General features: G+C 42.0%; 20 protein-coding genes. 10 read left to right on the top strand and 10 right to left on the bottom strand.

The features are described 5' to 3' along the window. Nucleotides 1-46: 46 nt before the first annotated feature. A complete protein-coding gene (locus tag L2W36_RS14355; protein ID WP_236110370.1) occupies nt 47-1531 on the bottom strand; it encodes a DUF3943 domain-containing protein in 1485 nt (494 codons plus the stop codon). A 188-nt stretch (nt 1532-1719) separates the two neighbouring features. Between L2W36_RS14355 and L2W36_RS14360 the strand changes: the two genes are divergently transcribed. Both L2W36_RS14360 and L2W36_RS14365 read left to right on the top strand, forming a co-directional pair. Next, nucleotides 1720-2238: an NUDIX hydrolase gene (locus L2W36_RS14360; protein ID WP_006072827.1), complete on the top strand. Its 519-nt coding sequence runs from the start codon at nt 1720-1722 to the stop codon at nt 2236-2238. 18 nt (nt 2239-2256) lie between these two features. Continuing rightward, nucleotides 2257-2916 carry a potassium channel family protein gene (locus tag L2W36_RS14365; RefSeq protein WP_236110371.1) on the top strand — a complete coding sequence of 220 codons (660 nt, stop codon included), beginning with the start codon at nt 2257-2259 and terminating at the stop codon, nt 2914-2916. Nucleotides 2917-2919: 3 nt separating this feature from the next. On the opposite strand, the gene L2W36_RS14370 is transcribed toward L2W36_RS14365, so the two are convergent. Beyond that, a complete protein-coding gene (locus tag L2W36_RS14370) occupies nt 2920-3381 on the bottom strand; it encodes a DUF4174 domain-containing protein (protein ID WP_124942051.1) in 462 nt (153 codons plus the stop codon). Between the two features lie 123 nt (nt 3382-3504). Between L2W36_RS14370 and L2W36_RS14375 the strand changes: the two genes are divergently transcribed. Further along, nucleotides 3505-3984, top strand: coding sequence for a LabA-like NYN domain-containing protein (locus tag L2W36_RS14375; RefSeq protein WP_031496709.1), 480 nt, complete (start codon nt 3505-3507; stop codon nt 3982-3984). Nucleotide 3985: 1 nt separating this feature from the next. Beyond that, nucleotides 3986-4360, top strand: a complete 375-nt coding sequence (locus tag L2W36_RS14380; protein ID WP_198558894.1) for a nitrous oxide-stimulated promoter family protein — start codon at nt 3986-3988, stop codon at nt 4358-4360. 22 nt (nt 4361-4382) lie between these two features. Here L2W36_RS14380 and L2W36_RS14385 read toward each other — a convergent pair whose 3' ends face one another. From L2W36_RS14385 to L2W36_RS14395, 3 genes are read right to left on the bottom strand one after another with little or no spacing between them, the layout of a single operon-like run. Further along, the gene (locus tag L2W36_RS14385) at nt 4383-4847 is read right to left on the bottom strand and encodes a DUF3429 domain-containing protein (RefSeq protein WP_236110372.1); all 465 of its coding nucleotides are present in this window, start codon (nt 4845-4847) and stop codon (nt 4383-4385) included. A gap of 15 nt (nt 4848-4862) precedes the next feature. After that, on the bottom strand, nt 4863-5180 hold the full coding sequence (locus L2W36_RS14390; RefSeq protein WP_236110373.1) for an AzlD domain-containing protein: 318 nt from the start codon (nt 5178-5180) through the stop codon (nt 4863-4865). Beyond that, complete coding sequence (locus tag L2W36_RS14395) at nt 5177-5869, bottom strand: AzlC family ABC transporter permease (protein WP_236110374.1); 693 nt, start codon at nt 5867-5869, stop codon at nt 5177-5179. Before L2W36_RS14395 ends, L2W36_RS14390 begins: the two co-directional genes overlap by 4 nt. A gap of 182 nt (nt 5870-6051) precedes the next feature. Between L2W36_RS14395 and L2W36_RS14400 the strand changes: the two genes are divergently transcribed. Beyond that, the gene (locus L2W36_RS14400; protein WP_236110375.1) at nt 6052-6834 is read left to right on the top strand and encodes a hypothetical protein; all 783 of its coding nucleotides are present in this window, start codon (nt 6052-6054) and stop codon (nt 6832-6834) included. Here the strand turns inward: L2W36_RS14400 and L2W36_RS14405 are convergent. The 4 genes from L2W36_RS14405 to L2W36_RS14420 all read right to left on the bottom strand — a co-directional run bounded on the left by L2W36_RS14405 (nt 6831) and on the right by L2W36_RS14420 (nt 10122). Next, a complete protein-coding gene (locus tag L2W36_RS14405) occupies nt 6831-7622 on the bottom strand; it encodes an EAL domain-containing protein (RefSeq protein WP_038222630.1) in 792 nt (263 codons plus the stop codon). The genes L2W36_RS14400 and L2W36_RS14405 overlap by 4 nt on opposite strands. 313 nt (nt 7623-7935) lie before the next feature. Further along, nucleotides 7936-8724, bottom strand: coding sequence for a lipase family protein (locus L2W36_RS14410; protein ID WP_236110376.1), 789 nt, complete (start codon nt 8722-8724; stop codon nt 7936-7938). Nucleotides 8725-8810: 86 nt separating this feature from the next. Next, on the bottom strand, nt 8811-9443 hold the full coding sequence (locus L2W36_RS14415; RefSeq protein WP_236110377.1) for a hypothetical protein: 633 nt from the start codon (nt 9441-9443) through the stop codon (nt 8811-8813). Between the two features lie 34 nt (nt 9444-9477). Further along, nucleotides 9478-10122 (bottom strand): helix-turn-helix domain-containing protein, encoded by a 645-nt coding sequence (locus L2W36_RS14420; protein ID WP_236110378.1) that lies wholly within the window; start codon nt 10120-10122, stop codon nt 9478-9480. 193 nt (nt 10123-10315) lie between these two features. On the opposite strand from L2W36_RS14420, the gene L2W36_RS14425 reads away from it, so the two are divergent. The 4 genes from L2W36_RS14425 to L2W36_RS14440 all read left to right on the top strand — a co-directional run bounded on the left by L2W36_RS14425 (nt 10316) and on the right by L2W36_RS14440 (nt 13264). Next, complete coding sequence (locus L2W36_RS14425) at nt 10316-10552, top strand: DUF2164 domain-containing protein (protein ID WP_006072814.1); 237 nt, start codon at nt 10316-10318, stop codon at nt 10550-10552. A gap of 160 nt (nt 10553-10712) precedes the next feature. Next, on the top strand, nt 10713-11255 hold the full coding sequence (locus tag L2W36_RS14430; protein ID WP_198558898.1) for a cytochrome b: 543 nt from the start codon (nt 10713-10715) through the stop codon (nt 11253-11255). Next, entirely contained in the window at nt 11252-11821 is a 570-nt protein-coding gene (locus tag L2W36_RS14435; RefSeq protein WP_006072812.1) for a YceI family protein, read from the top strand. The genes L2W36_RS14430 and L2W36_RS14435 overlap by 4 nt, the downstream gene beginning before the upstream one ends. A gap of 369 nt (nt 11822-12190) precedes the next feature. Then, nucleotides 12191-13264 carry a YadA C-terminal domain-containing protein gene (locus L2W36_RS14440; protein ID WP_236110379.1) on the top strand — a complete coding sequence of 358 codons (1074 nt, stop codon included), beginning with the start codon at nt 12191-12193 and terminating at the stop codon, nt 13262-13264. 99 nt (nt 13265-13363) lie between these two features. On the opposite strand, the gene focA is transcribed toward L2W36_RS14440, so the two are convergent. After that, nucleotides 13364-14812 carry a formate transporter FocA gene (gene focA, locus L2W36_RS14445; protein ID WP_063603544.1) on the bottom strand — a complete coding sequence of 483 codons (1449 nt, stop codon included), beginning with the start codon at nt 14810-14812 and terminating at the stop codon, nt 13364-13366. Nucleotides 14813-15186: 374 nt separating this feature from the next. On the opposite strand from focA, the gene L2W36_RS14450 reads away from it, so the two are divergent. After that, nucleotides 15187-16092, top strand: a complete 906-nt coding sequence (locus L2W36_RS14450; RefSeq protein ID WP_006072809.1) for a LysR substrate-binding domain-containing protein — start codon at nt 15187-15189, stop codon at nt 16090-16092. Nucleotides 16093-16176 lie beyond the last annotated feature (84 nt).

Raw genomic sequence — 16176 nt, forward strand, 5'->3', positions numbered from 1 at the left:
AACAAAACGGTGAGTATGAAACTCACCGTTTAGTCGCTTCGAAGCGCTAAATATACTTGTTACCTTCACCAAAACGGTAGATAAGTCGAGTTCCCCATAGTTGGTCTCGAGCACCAGAATTACGATGGTAAGCGTATTTCCAGTCAGCCTGCAGAGACCAATTGGCATTGAGGGAATAGTGTACACCGGTGCCAATGTTCCATTGTAGCTTTTTAGTATCGCGGTCTTTATCCAACATGGCTTCACCTACGCCAGCATTTAAATAAGGTTTAAATGCGCTGCCGGGCATAAAGTAGTACTGAACATCTAAGCTATAGTTCTCATAGATGTGCTTTTCGTTGCTTACCGTCGAGTCATAATTTCCTTGCATATAGCCTAAGCGAGTAGAAAACTGCTCTGTGAAGTACAAGCCCAATGTAAAGGCAGGAGCAAAGTCGTTTTTCAGGTTACGTTCTTTATCCAACAGCGGATACGCAAAGCCGGCACTCACACCAACGATACCGTAGGTAACTGGGTCGTCTGTGTACTGGTGGTAGTTCTTTTTCTGTCTACGTTTAAGGCTGTCATCCGTTTCACCTGCACCAAACGCATAGTTAACTTGCATTTGGTACTTAGTCTCTACTTCACCATTGCGCATGACATTGGAATGAACGCCGACGAAACCAGTACCAGCTTTAATTACTTCGCGCCCTGCAATGTTGTTTACGCCTCGCCCCAGACTATCGACAGGGTCTAGGAAGAACAAAGCTGTTGAACCTAGGGCATCAGAACCCCAAACAGTTCCTCCTCGTAAGCGAATTTCTTTTTCTTTGTTGAATGCCCATTCACCATATACCCAGCCAAGGGTAGGGGTAACAACCAAATCTTGAATTGATGGGATCTCTGCAAAGGCTTCGATACCATATTCCCAATAGAAGGTGGACATAAGTGTGGAATACATAAACGCATCCCACTGTCTATAACCAGATTTCCGAGCAGCTTGGTAATAAACACCACCAAAATAAGGGTGTCCGATGTAGTTGATAATGTGGTCATCGCGATCCCAGACAGGACCCGAGCGCACGTTATCCCACCACTTATTCATTAACTGGACATCATCTTTTTCCCAGTTAGTAATAGATTCGGGCATCAGTGCTAAAACACCTGCTACACCAACGCCATACGCAAAAATAGATTTAGTTTGAGACCAGAGTCTTTCACTGTCTTCGCCATTCTGAGGGTTAAAGAGAGACACACGATATGGAGAATCATAAAAGTTTGTTGGGTTGTCTGACTCATTTGCTATACGTAATTCTTCAAAACTGCTGTTAGTAGATATGGAACGGTATCCAAGGCTATTCAGTTGTGAAGACTGAGTTGAGTCAAACTCTGAGTCAGATAATTTCTGATCTTCAGCGATGGCTTGTTGAACAAAATCTTGCTGAGAAATAGCAGGACTATGATTATCAGAGGACAATGTGTCATCTTGAGCGAAAGTCGTTGGAACGCCGACTAAGATAGATAATGCGATTAGCGATTTTTGAAGTTTCATATTGTAAGAGGAACTTGGCAAACGAATTTATAATATTAGTTGCTTAAGGTCCCTTTAAGCGAGGGAGCAATAATACAGCGTTCATTTATGTTAGTCGCTTATTTAGTCAGGGCAAAACTGTGTCTAAGTGTAAAAGAATGTTTTTGTGATAGACTTCTCGCAATATTTCATAGGTTAGTAGGTTACAAGTGAGACAAATTACCACGGCTATTCATCCTGATATAGAACATCTCGATGATAAAAAAATCATCAAACGTAATGCAACTCGCGCAATTGCGATTGACGGTGAAAACATTTTGCTGCTGTTTACGGAGCGTTATCATGACTATTCTCTTCCAGGAGGAGGATTAGATGAAGGTGAGGACGTTATCGCAGGTATGGTGAGAGAGCTAGAAGAAGAAACGGGTGCTCAAAATATCCATTCAATTAAGCCGTTTGGAATATATGAAGAATTTCGTCCATGGTATAAAGATGATGCAGATGTAATGCATATGATTTCTTACTGTTATTCATGCAAAGTCGACCGAGAGCTTGGCGCGACTGCTTACGAAGATTATGAAGTAAAGAATGGTATGAAAGCGGTTTGGATAAACATCCACGAGGCAATCGCCTTTAATGAGAAGACCATGGCAGAAAGCGATAAAAAAGGGATGAGCATCGAAAGGGAAACCTACTTGCTACACTTGATCGCAAAAGAAATGCTATAGAGTTTAGGGGATTACACAATGAAATTGATGACTAAAGACGACAATTTCTTTTTCTTGCTTGGTTCTCTACTGGTATTGTTTTTCTTAAGTGCTGTCGTTCATCAGTTCAAAGATGATGCGCAAGACTATGTTCTCGCACTACTGATTCTTTGTATGAGTACGTCGATCGTCGGCGTACATAGAAAACAGACCTTTTATCGATCTTGGTACGCTGTAATGATAACCGTGGTCGTGATTTCAGGTAGTATCTCTATTTTTGAAGACTATGACCTTTCATTAGTCGCTATGTTTGCGATGTTGTTCTTCGTTTTAGCGCAAACCTTTTCCGCTTTGAAGCAGGTGATGACACCTAAGAAAGTCACACTGAATCAGATTGTGGGCTCTATATGCGTTTACTTGCTCTTTGGCTTGTCGTTTGCGTTTATATACCTGATACAGCTTGAACTGTTTGTTGAACCCTTTAACGGCTTGGAAGCAAAACCATGGCTGGATAACCTTTTCGAAGTCATCTATTTTAGTTTTATCACACTAACGACGGTTGGCTACGGTGACATCTCACCGGCACTTGCTATTCCCAAGTTTTTCGTTTTTCTAGAATCGATTACAGGCAGCTTCTATTTAGCGATAATGGTCGCCAGTTTAGTGAGCAGCCATCTTTCCCAAAAAGAAATCCACTAGTACTTAGATAGAGCAGCGACTGGCTGCTCTTTTCATTTCAGCCTGTCTCATTGGCATTGCATCAATAGTTTCCTTTACTAGGGCCCAATCTGTTTTTGCTCCCCAGCGCAGTTTTTCCGAGCCATCTTTACCAATTAGAACAGCTGCATGCTCACCCTTATTAATTCCATACATTTTGATAAGTGTTGCGTAATCAAAAGTCTCTTTTACCCAAGCAGGGGAGGAGAACCCGTCCTCGGTAATAACCAGAGTGACAACATCTCTTTCATCTAACGAGCATTCATTAGTAAGTGTACCCAACAAAAACTCTTTCACTTTGTCGTCGTTGCTAGGTGCAAAGTACATCACGCTTCGATGCGACATATCGTAATGAACCTCTTCAGAGTGTCTAGACCCATATTCTGGATAACCACAGGCGGTGCCGCTCAACAATGTCAACAGAGCGATTAGTCCAACATTTTTCATCGTTACCTCCTAAAGCTATCTCAAACGGTTATACGTTAAGTTTAGCAATTGAGTTTTCTATTGCTAAAACAATCAAACATGAATTCTGGTATCATGGACGGCAAATTGATAAAGATGTTTATTATGGAATCAATAGCGATATTTGTAGATGTACAAAATGTCTACTACACCACCCGTCAGGCGTTCGGTCGCCGATTTGATTACAATGCGCTTTGGGCTAAGCTGAGCCAAAGTTATCGAATTGACATTGCAAGAGCCTACGCTATTTCGTCAACTGACCCTAAGCAGAGGCAATTTCATCACATTCTAAGAGGTATTGGTTTTAATGTTCAGCTAAAGCCCTTTATTCAGCGTTTAGATGGCAGCGCAAAAGGAGATTGGGATGTAGGGTTGGCTTTGGATGTGTACGAAACCGCAAATAGTGTAGATAGAATAGTCTTGATATCTGGAGATGGTGATTTTCAAGTTTTGGTGGAACGTATTCAGCAGAGGTTTAACACCAAAGTTACGGTAGCCGGTGTGAGATCGTTGACGGCCAATAATCTAATCCAAGCAGCTGACGACTATATTGAAATTGATTCTGATTTGTTGATAGGTCAATAGAATGAAAAGCAACCTTCTCAAAGGCGCACTAGCCACAGAATTTAAGACAGTTTCTGCGATGATGCGCATTTATTGCAAACAGCATCATGGAAGCGATGAGTTGTGTGAAGATTGCAAATCATTGCTGGTCTACGCTGAGACAAAACTGGATCGTTGCCCATATGGTGAGTCCAAGCCTACGTGTAACAAGTGTCCGATACACTGTTATAAACCAGAACCTAAAGCTCAGATGAAAGAAGTCATGGTTTATTCTGGACCAAGAATGTTACTGCCACACCCGATCTTATCAATTCGACACCTTTTACACGAGAGAAGAGAGGTTCCTAAGAAGCCCGAGGCGGGGCAGTCTAATCGAGCAAAGCGTAAAGTTAAGTAAGCGCGTTGGATAGCTAATGGAACTATGAGCCTGCGAGCGCAATAACGTGTGAAACAAGGACACCCAATGTTAAATGATTGCGCAGAGTCGAGTAGGTTGAAGGGAAGGATGAACTTGCCGTAGATAACTTGACTTTTTCTACGGCCCAAACACAGATATACCCCACCATTGATACTACTAATGCTAGCTGAAACTGTTGTGGAGCAATCAAAATAACCAGCCAAGCCATCAAACAAATCAGATTGCTGAGTAAAAGCATAGGCAGCGACAATGGTTGGTTTTCGCCAGACAAGGCATGTGACCACAGAATGCCACACAAAAAGCTCAATATAATCCCACTGTACGCGATGAAGACTATTCTGGTATTTATGCCGAAAAGTTCTGCATTGGCATTAAAACTAGCGATACAAAGCGCAAAGGGGATTAATCCGAGATAACCCAACCAGTTCATCATCTTTACAAGTTGGAGTCGCTCCTTAGCAATCATAGTAGCTTCCTATTATTACTTGAATATCAACAAGTTTAAGACGAGAAACACTAAGATGCTAACTATTGTCGTTAATAAAACATTTTTGGTTACCCATGCCATAGCAACAGCAAACGTTGCGGCGAGCATATAAGGTAAGTTATCTGCAAGTGACAATTCTCCATGAGGTAGAAATACTATAGGTCCCCAAATAGCGGTTAGAACAGCAGGACTCGCGTAACTTAAAAATCGCTGAGCAGAACTACTCAACCGCAACGGTACTTTAGGTTCTAAGAACAAATAACGACTTATAAATACTACGGCGGTCAACGCTAAAATAACTAAATACGTCATCGTTTGAGTCTCTCTTCACTCACATAACCCACTGTCATTCCAATTAGGCTTGCCAATACTAAACCCATACCAATATCAAGCGCGGCAAACGCGACAGATGCCAAAAGAGCTGACAATGCTGCTAGGAAAATTGGCGTCGTTTTTATGTTTGGCACTACAATAGCGATGAACGTTGCCGCTACCGCGAACTCTAAACCGTATTGCTGTAAATCTGGTATTTGGGATCCTATGACGATACCGACGAAGGTAGCGATATTCCATATCAAATAAAATGATAGCCCTGCTCCGAGTGCGTACCAACGATCAAACTTTTTAGGATCGTGGTGGCCGCAAAGAGCGAAAAGCTCATCAGTGAGCAAGAAACCGAGCGCGACTCGCCAACGTAACGGTAAGACAGAAATATGGTTTCTCATTGAGAGTCCATATAAAAAATGTCGAGAGGTAATAAAGAAAATGGTGATGACCATAGCCAACAAGGTTGCGCCAGACTTAATCATACCCATAGCAACAAGTTGAGCCGCTCCTGCAAAAAGAATTGCGCTCATCGCTTGTCCTTCTAGTGGTGATAAACCAGAATCGATCGCAAATGAACCGGCTAGAAAACCCCATGGTACTACCGCTAGACTAAGCGGCATCATCGCTATAGTTCCTTGGGTGAGCCTCTTGAATTTGGTTTTAGAACTTTCCATATAACACTCCTTTGTAAGCAAGAGATTGTATTTGTAATGTCAATTTTCAAGTGTGTAGATATATGAAATCAAAATTATTTTTGTATTTGACGACCTGATAATATCTTGCTCCCCTTAATATTATTAGAGCTCTATCTAGTTTCATGCGTAACGTTGTTTTCTGTTTGACATTGATAAGCACCATGGCATTAGCCAATGAATCAGCCGTTTCGTCTCATTTAAAAGTAAAGGACGAAGATTTTGGTCGTACTCTGCCTTTCTTTGGAGATCGAGTACGTAGCGTTGGAATTAGGCTGCCCAAACCGATCGGGATATCATTGTTTACTCATCAGCAAGAAGACTTAATGAACTTGAGCGACTTTAAAGTTGACGGTGAGGCGGTAGGGGACTTATTGCCGGACGGAGCAAGTCAAACGGTAAATACAACGAGTATTATCGCGGTGAGAGGTGATGTTTGGTTGCTGCCTTTTTGGGGTTTTAACGCCATGATAGGCAAAGCGGTCACTACATCGGACATATCAATTGGTGTTAATGATTTAATTAACGACAACATTGCAAAGCTAGAACTTAATGGAATGGCAACGACGTCGACCATTACATCGATAGGCACAACCTTAGCGTATGGGCATAAACAGTTTTTTACGACCATAGATGCACAATATGTCTCTACAGCTGTCTCCGGTGTAGGTGTTGATTTGGACGCCTTGGTGGTGACTCCGCTAGTAGGGTTTAATATCGGGGACAGCGGCTGGAAAGTTGTAGTCGGTGGACAGTACCAAGATTATCAAAGGCAACTTAAAGGACAGTTTGCAGACATCCGGTTTAGTGCCAAACAAACTTCAAGTAGATGGTCGACAATGGTTGGAATGCAAAAAGAGTTCAGTGATAACTGGGAAGCCTCGTTAATGGCGCAGAGTGGTAAGACGAGGGAAGGCGTGACGTTTATGTTAGGTAAACGATTTTAAACCACTTGTTGCAATCTAGGAAGCAAAGCAGTTGGCATAGCCAAGTGATATCCTTGATAGAAGTCGATCTTCAGCGCTTTCATCGCAACATGTTGTTCTTCTGTCTCTACACCTTCTATTACGGTCTTCGCACCCGATTGTTTAGCAAGTTTTAAACCCGTTAGTAACGGTCGTTGATTTCCACTCATATACTCAGTAAGCAACTGACGGTCCAACTTTAGTATATTAGGTCTAACTTGCTTAACCCTTTCTGGACTTGATTCTTTACATCCAAAATCGTCGATAGCAATTAGAAAATCTTCGTTACTTAGCTGGCGTGCAGCTGAAGCCAATGTTCTCGCACTAAAGGCCGTTAACTCCACAAGCTCAACAACGACTCTTTTATTATCGATTTGCAAAGCTTTAAGTCGAGACATTAACAGTGATGATTTCAATCCTTCTGCCGCCAGCCTTTCACTAGAGATCGGAAGGAAATTAAGAAATATAAGTCGATTGTTGTACAAGGACATACTGAAATTACGCAGATGAATGGCGCGGCTTAATCTGTCCACATTGAGTTGATCGGCTAATGAAATTTCGTCATTCTGGAAAAATAGATTGGGTGGAATTGGCTCGTCATTTTGGTCAAATAAGCGAACCAATGCTTCCATACCGATTATTTCATTTCTTATATTGAATATAGGCTGGAACACACTTTTTAAGGTCAAGTGTTTATAGGTTGCAATACAGCACCCTGAACGATCGAGTCTTATTCGTTGGGAAAATTGATGTTTATCGGTTAGCAGCATTTACAGCGTTTTATAAATGAAATTCAAACTATCATGGCACGCTGATCGCGGATGTCAAATTCAGTAACTGAATGATATCTGTGATAAATATCACTATTATTGGCTGAGCTAAGGTGAACCATTAACGTTTTTTGAAAGTGAATTTGTCTCAGTGTTTATAATTTGATGAAATCTTGTATAAAAAGCAGACAAAACTCGGCCAAAAATCTTAACTACGTTGATCTGTCTCATATTTGCGATAGCAATAGTATTGATTAATGTAATCGATTAACTATTTATAGATTTGTATGTTTTTTTTGAAACACATCTCATTTTAACGTTCATCAAAGAAATCCTTGTTCCTTATGTATTTGCTCATTAAATGATAGGAAAAAGGCCGAGCTAACCAGGATACTAATGAACGCCCAAACCTCACTAATGAAGGTGTGTTTTCATAAATGCGCCCGTTGTAGAGCCATAACATTTTTCCCACGTGCCAGTACGCGAATGGAATGGGCGGTAAAAACGTGACGACGTCGAGGTCACAACATATTCTGTAAGTTTTATGGGCTAATTTAAAACGCTTTTTAAATCCATAACCCCCAATAGCAGGTTGGCCAAACGTAACAATGCGTTTTATCGACTTAGGGTATTTTTGTTCAAGTGCATCAGCAATAATACATCCGATCGCGCCACCAGAGGAATGACCTGTAATCGCGATACGTTTACCATTCTCAATCAACTCAGAAGCGATGCTCATCGTGCGTTCGAATACAGAAAGACCTAATTGGTCTTTTTTGTGTGTGGGTTGGCTTTCTTGGTTAAGAATAAAGTGAAAGCCTGCGTGGATGGAGTAGTTGAGCCCAAAGTGTCGACAGCTTCTTTGCCACATAGCGAAGTTTAATAACCAATCAGTAGGACTGTGAGAGCCTTTAATTACGATGACCGCTTCTTCTTTGTTTTGGCTCCACAGAATACGAACGACGGTTTTTCCAGATCTATTGGCGACAATTCGTTGTCCGTTAGGATCGAAACCGTAGCGTGTTTGTTTGAATACTCGAGGGTATGCCAAGTTACACAACACAGCGTATTTTTCATATTGGTATCGTTTGAGACTTTTCACTTCAACTCTGGTTTGGTTAGTAACGGAACCACTATGAGAAATTGTAGTTAAAGTTTGATGACAACTACCATGAAAAACAAAGGGGGTTATGGATAAATAATGGCGAAAAGCTGAACGTACTTTAATACTGGGTCTTGATTAGCCGTTCTTTTTAACGGATGAGTGAAATTAATGAAGCTAGGTGTCATCGCAAGTCGATTTCGAAGTGAGCCGCTAAGTGAACTATCGGCCTCAAGCAATTTAACTCCTTGGCGGGCATAACAGTCGAGATCGGGTGGCAGTGTATTTTGCCACCAATGGATAATTCCTCTGCTCTGAGCACACCGATTGATCCAGTGGTCGGCGACAATCACCAAAATATCCTTAGATTGAATGGCGTAATGATTCTCTGCTTGCCATTGTTGAAGGTGAGTAAATAGGCGCTCTTTACTTGCAGAGTTAGCATTGATGAAATGATGAGTGATTATCCAAATAGTCCCCAAAGAAGAACTGACCCGATAATTACATGAGCTTGCTGAATCGTTTCTCGAATCTAACGGTGCTAGTGTTGCCTCATGGCCCAAGCTTATAAAGCTTGCGGAAACTCGTCTTGCAAACGCGAGTCCGAGGTGATGTTCGATCATTCCACCATTATGGACGGCAGGGTAGTGCTGGTGGCAGAGTTTTTGGCAGTCTGCTTGAAAGTTGCGAATACTATGAACTACGATATCTTGCAACAATGAAAAATCCTTCTTCCTTGAAACGGAATCTTTATTAGATTCGTTTTTCCCAAGTGCCCCAACGCACGACACCCAACACATCAATATCATTATCACTGACTTGATGGATCGCATTCTTGGTTGTGTCGTCGCCATACCAGACGTGGATGATGGTACCAACTTTAACAAGAGTAAAAAAATCCGGATAGGGGTTACCCGGAAGTCTTGCTAGTACGATGTCATCGTTAACCCAAGGCTTATTTGGATTAACGAGCGCGATACAATCCCATTTATAGGAGACGGACCCAGTAACTGGGTACATTACGCCAAAACACTTTTTGTATTCAGGAGGAACAGGTATAGATCCGACTGAAGGTGGCATGTCGCCGCTTAACAGTGCATTGACCTCTGTACGATTATAAACAGCTACAGTGATCGCACTTTGGTTTGCTGCATGGGTAATATCTTCAGCGTCTGTATGTTTGTCGCCTACACCAAAGCAAAGCCAATGCGCTTGCACTTTAAAATAATCAGCGATTAATGAAAGATCTTCAATAGACGGATAAGTACGTGTTGGGCCTTTCGTGAGGTAACGTCCTATTGTGGCTTTACCTTTTCCGATCGCTTCGGCCAACTCGTTATTGGTAATATTTTTCTCTTTTAGCAGTGCAGAAATGCGTTCTTGATATCCGTCGGTCATGCTTCCTCCATAAAATTGTCTTTATGATAGTTTATGGGTTTCAAAAATGAAACTTATAAGGAAAATAATCAAAGATTATGAGACTTGCGTGGAAAATTGTGAAAGCGGGACGGGGATCCACTGCGGAATACTTGCCTTAACTCAAGCAGTGTTATAGTTAACCCTTTAATTGTAACAAATAATTAGGAATAACATGTTCGATAGCAAAAAAAGAGCAGAGCTCATTAGTGATTTACAAACCTATTTTAGTGATGAACTTGACTATGACTTAGGGCAGTTCGATGGTGAGTTTTTACTAGATTTCCTAATCAAAAAATTAGGTCCCGCCTTCTATAACAAGGGGTTAGATGATGCCAAACAGGTACTTGAACGGAAAATTATGGACATTAGTGATGAGTTATATGAGATAGAAATGCCAGAAGATAGCTAAGTGACTAATTGATAAATAAATATCTTGTTCGAAAAAACTGAAGAACATTATCAAAGAGTGATTATCGTTAAAGTGTCAATTTAGGTAAATACTGTATCTCAAAGGTTGTATGGTTGTTAAGATACTAAATGAGATGCAATATCAAATAACGGAATTGGTAATGACTGGAAACGAAGTAAAAAACTATAACCCTATGGCGAGAGCGCTGCATTGGCTTTCTGCGATTGTGATTATAGGAATGTTTGCCGTTGGGTTATGGATGGTTGACTTAACCTACTACAGCGAGTGGTACAAAACAGCTCCTCATTGGCATAAGTCGATAGGTATTCTCTTAGCTGGTTTGACGGTTTTTCGTCTTCTTTGGAAAAGTGTCACTGCCACGCCAAAAATTGAAGGCCACGCTATTGAACAATTAGGTGCAAAAGTTGGCCACTTACTGATGTATCTAGCTCTGGTCGTTATATTCGTCAGTGGCTATTTAATCTCTACCTCAGATGGTAGGGGCATAGAAGTATTTGATTGGTTCACTGTACCTGGAGCAGGTGAGTTGTTTGCTAACCAATCTGACATAGCGGGCGAAGTTCACTTTTATGCTGCTTGGTTCGTTATTATTGCCGCCGCTGGACATGCACTAGCCGCGTTAAAACATCACTTTATTAACAAAGATAATACTCTTCGAAAAATGTTAGGAGTTTCGAAATGAAAAAGACACTAATCGCTACAGGAATGGCAGTGGCAATGATGTTGCCGCTAGGTGCAAATGCTGCAGACTATGTAATTGATACGAAGGGTGCACACGCCTCTATTAACTTTAAAGTGAGTCACCTTGGTTATAGTTTTATTAAAGGTAGATTCAACAATTTTTCAGGCGAGTTCAGCTATGATCCAGCAAACATTGACGCATCAGCGGTAGAAGTCGTTGTTGATACTACAAGCTTAGATTCAAATCATGCTGAGCGTGACAAGCACATCCGCAGTTCAGACTTCATCGATGCAAGCAAGTTTTCTGAAGCAACGTTCAAAAGTACTGGTGTAAAAGACAAGGGTGACGGCAAACTTGACGTAATGGGCGACCTAACACTTCACGGTGTAACACAACCAATCACGATTGAAGCAGAGTTTATCGGAGCCGGACAAGACCCATGGGGTGGTGAGCGTGCAGGCTTTAATGGTACTACGCGTTTAGAGTTGGCTGATTTCAAGATTCCAGTCATGGGCGATTCAAGCTATGTTGACATGGAACTTCACGTAGAAGGCGTGAAGAAATAACCATTTCTTATCAGCATACTAATTTGATTTTTCAAGCCCCTTTTTAAAGGGGCTTTTTTGTGAACCAAACTAAATCAAAAATACTGATAACTATCGTCAGATTTCCTTTCCTCTTAAGTTGCGAATCATTTACTAATATTTCGTTAACTGCTTTCTATAAATAACTAATTTTCTTCAACTACATTAGAAAAATCTTTGTATCTAACATTCGCCTCGTTCTCAGCAATGAGCACACCAGTTACCAACGGAACGGCTCGGTAATTGGCGAAATGATTGGTCTACGGTGAGTGGCTGATGTTTCGATAGGGCGAAGGGATAGTCGCCAAATAATAAATCCTATTTTCCTTATTGATACGAAGAGTTATAACAATGAAAAAGACAATAATCGCACTTTCACTTACTACTTTATTCGCAGCACCAGTTATAGCTGGGCAAGCACCAAAAGTAATAGACATGAAAGACGCAGAAGCAACGGTTAATTATATTGTTGAACAGCACAACCTATCTGTAGATAAAAGCGGCGATATTTATTCTACGCTTTATGACCATAACGGTAAAATAAAAGAGTTTGTAAAAGTTGGCAAGACTGACGGCAAAACTTATACAGTCACAGACAAGTCCACCGGTGAGACAGTAGCGATCGACATTAACAGCAGCAAAATTGACTATAGCGACTCTGTCGGTGGCAATGAGTCTTTTATCGTCGTTCCTGAAAATAACGTGATTATCGATGACCCTAGCAATGAGTATCAAATTGTTGAAAATCGGGACCTCGAAAACTTTTTTGATGAGAACGAGCTAGTAATCGACGAAGCAGGTCAAATCATTACTAAATACGGTGAAGGAGAAGTTGTCGGAACGGTAACTAACAAAGATGGAGAAGTCGAAATCACTTCATACATTGATGGAAAGAAACACACAGCATCAATCAAAAAGTATGATGAAACAGCTTCAAAAGTAAAAGTTGATACTGAAGATGCACCAGCTCCAGCACCACTGCCAGATCTACATGTGAAAGTTGAAGACGCGACAGCGGCAGCACGAGAACTAGAAAAAATCGCTGCTGGAGCATATACCGAAGCTACTGCAGCATATAGCACGCTAGACAACAAGATTGCTGCAAACACGAAACGCATTGACTCTTTAGAAGCTGATATGGCAAAAATGGGCAACAAAATGCTAGACCTTGAAGACCGCATGGATGGTGTTGTCGCAACATCTCACGCTGTGACTAACGCACGCCCAATGGTTCAAGATGCTGGTGAGTTTGCTATGGGTGTTGGTATTGGTGCTGCGGGTTCGAAGCAAGCTCTTGCTCTTGGTGGTGCATATCAATTTAACGCAAACTGGTCGTCATCAATGACTGTGAACTACGAAACAGCAGGTAAGCGTTCTAATTCTCAAGTATCTGCTGGCGCAGGTGTTCAGTACCGTTTTAAATAATAATAACTAAGTCTTTACGAATAAGATTGCCCCGGTTTTTACACCGGGGCTTTTTTCGGCCAAACGACTTATTTCCTAGCCAAAAACTTTTGTGTCGAACTATGCAGTTTCAAGCTCACGTTCAACAATATTCAGGCGCTCACCATAGATTGGGCGAACTGCTTTCATAACTTCTGCTCTAGACAGCACACCTACTAAGACGCCATTCTCAAGAACCGGTAGCACATGTGGCTTACTGACCTTCATCGCTTTAGCGCGTTCTTCAAGTGATAGAGTAGAGAAACTTGTAGCGATGCCCATAGAGCTCACCGGGTATAGCTGTTCTTTGTCGATACAAAGAAACTCAGCCACATCAACCAATTTTTCGGTAGCATTGATGGCGACGACATCACGGCTCATTAAGTCCACTACTTTCTGACCTTGCTCAGGAATGTAGTCTTGGCACCAAAGATCGACCATTACGTCGTGGACAGAGAAGAAGCCAACCAAACGTCCTTCAATATCGGTGACTGGTGCGCTTGTTAAGTTGTGGTCTAAAAGCGTATCAAGTGCAACAGCAGTAGGCATTTCAACACTAAGCGTTACCGGTTGAGTGTTCATGATGTCTTTTACGATGATGTTGTTGTTCATTTGCGTCTCCTTTACTGACGTTAGCGCAGTAGTTGTTGTGATTGCAGTGACATTTGCTGCTTTTAGTTGTGGTCTTCGGTAGATGCTCCAATTGGCAAGCCCTACCAAAACCGCGCCACCGATGATGTTACCTAGCGTGACTGGTATTAGGTTATTAGTGAGAAAGTGCATTGGGGTTAGGTCGCTAAACTGTGCAGCGGTTGTACCCGTTGCCGCCCAAAACTCGCTGCCCGCAAAGTTCTGAATAACGATTCCAAGTGGCACCATAAACATGTTTGCTACGCAGTGTTCAAAACCGCTGCTAACGAACATAGCGACAGGTAAGACGGTCATTGCAGCTTTCGTCATAGCGTTCGCTGAACTAAAGGTTAGCCATATCGCTAAGCAAACAAGTAGGTTACAAAGCACACCTAATGCAAAAGCTTGTACCCACGTATGATGAAGCTTATGTTGAGCGATATTCAGTGCGTTAAGGCCCCACTGACCGTTGTCCATTTGGTAAAGCCCGGCTGCTGACACAATCAACAGCAAGAACATTGCGCCGATAAAGTTGCCGACATAGACCTTCCCCCAAATTGACAGCATTTTTCTGAAACTGATTTGCTTATTTGCCCACGAGATGCTCGAGAGAACAGAGCTGGTGAATAGCTCTCCACCGCAAATAACAATTAAAATCAGACCCATGCTGAATGCGAGTCCACCCGCTAATCGGCTTAGTCCCCATCCTGCATCTGCACTTCCAGTCGTAACTGTGATGTAGAAAAGGAATGCAAGCCCAATGAAGGCCCCGGCCATGATGGCCAGACTCATCGTCATCCCACTGGTTTTCTTCGCTTTACTTAAGGCAAACTTTTCAGCTTCTGCCATCATTTCAAGTGGCGAAAAGAGCAGATGATTGTCGGAGCTAGCTGATGCCATTAATGACTCCTTACTCTTGTCGTATTGGATGTTTCGCGCATTTCATAACTCCTTAATCAAAGTGCGAGAACAAGGCCCCTTGCCGTGTTCGAATCTAGATTAAGGGGTAGAGTACCTAGTGGTAAAATTGATAATTTTTAAAATCTAAATCAGAAATATTGATAACTAATCTGCACAAGGTAGAATAAGGGCTGTTGTCCATAACGTACTGTTTTTAAGTGAGAGATTGACAGGTTAATGAGATTCTTGGTGGTGAAATAATAATCACAAAAAATCCACCTGACGGGCAGCATAAGGGAAACTGATGATGTCCGGTCGACGCCTGAGAATTGATTGCGGCATTCAATTTGGATTTAGTAGTGGAAGGAAAGCAGATGCGATATTCATTAAAGCAGTTAGCAGTATTTGATGCAGTAGCCGATACAGGAAGTGTCAGTCAAGCTGCTGAAAAGCTGTCTTTAACCCAATCAGCCACTAGCATGTCGTTAGCGCAATTAGAGAAAATGCTTGGCCGCCCTTTATTTGAACGTCAGGGTAAGCAGATGGCGTTGTCCCATTGGGGAGTCTGGCTGCGTCCAAAAGCGAAACGCTTGTTACAAGACGCCCAGCAAATTGAGATGGGGTTTTACGAACAGCATCTATTGAGTGGCGAATTAAAGCTTGGTGCTAGTCAAACACCAGCAGAACACTTAGTCCCTGATCTTATTAGTGCAATCGACAACGACTTCCCAGAAATGAGAATTACGTTGGGAGTGCAGAGTACTGACTCAGTTATCGAAGGTGTTTTGGATTACAAATACGACCTTGGCATTATTGAAGGTCGTTGCGACGATAATCGAGTTCACCAAGAAGTTTGGTGTCGAGACCACTTGACTGTGGTGGCATCTGCCCATCACCCTTTTGCAAAAAGAGATAGAGTGAGTCTCGCTCAACTGGAGCAAGCGCGCTGGGTATTGCGCGAACATGGTTCCGGTACTCGTAAAATCTTTGATAGCTCCATTCACCATCTCATTGCAGACTTAGATGTCTGGCGCGAATACGAGCACGTACCCGTGCTTCGTAGCATGGTCGCAAATAGCCAATACCTAACTTGCTTACCATATCTTGATGTAGAGCGCTTTATTGAAGCTGGTCAGTTGGTTGCGTTGAACGTTCCCGAACTAGAAATGGAACGCACACTGTCATTCATCTGGCGTGCTGATATGGCCGAGAACCCTTTAGCTGAATGTGCAAAGAGAGAGGGGCTACGAATGATGAAAGGTCGCCCTTCAGTTTTATAGTGATATTTATCACATAATTAATGTACGCAATGTAATTTAAATAATTTTAACGTGATCGTAATCACGTCAATATTCAGTGTGTTT

It is taken from the genome of Vibrio sp. McD22-P3 (assembly GCF_021568915.1).
Lineage (GTDB): Bacteria > Pseudomonadota > Gammaproteobacteria > Enterobacterales > Vibrionaceae > Vibrio > Vibrio mediterranei.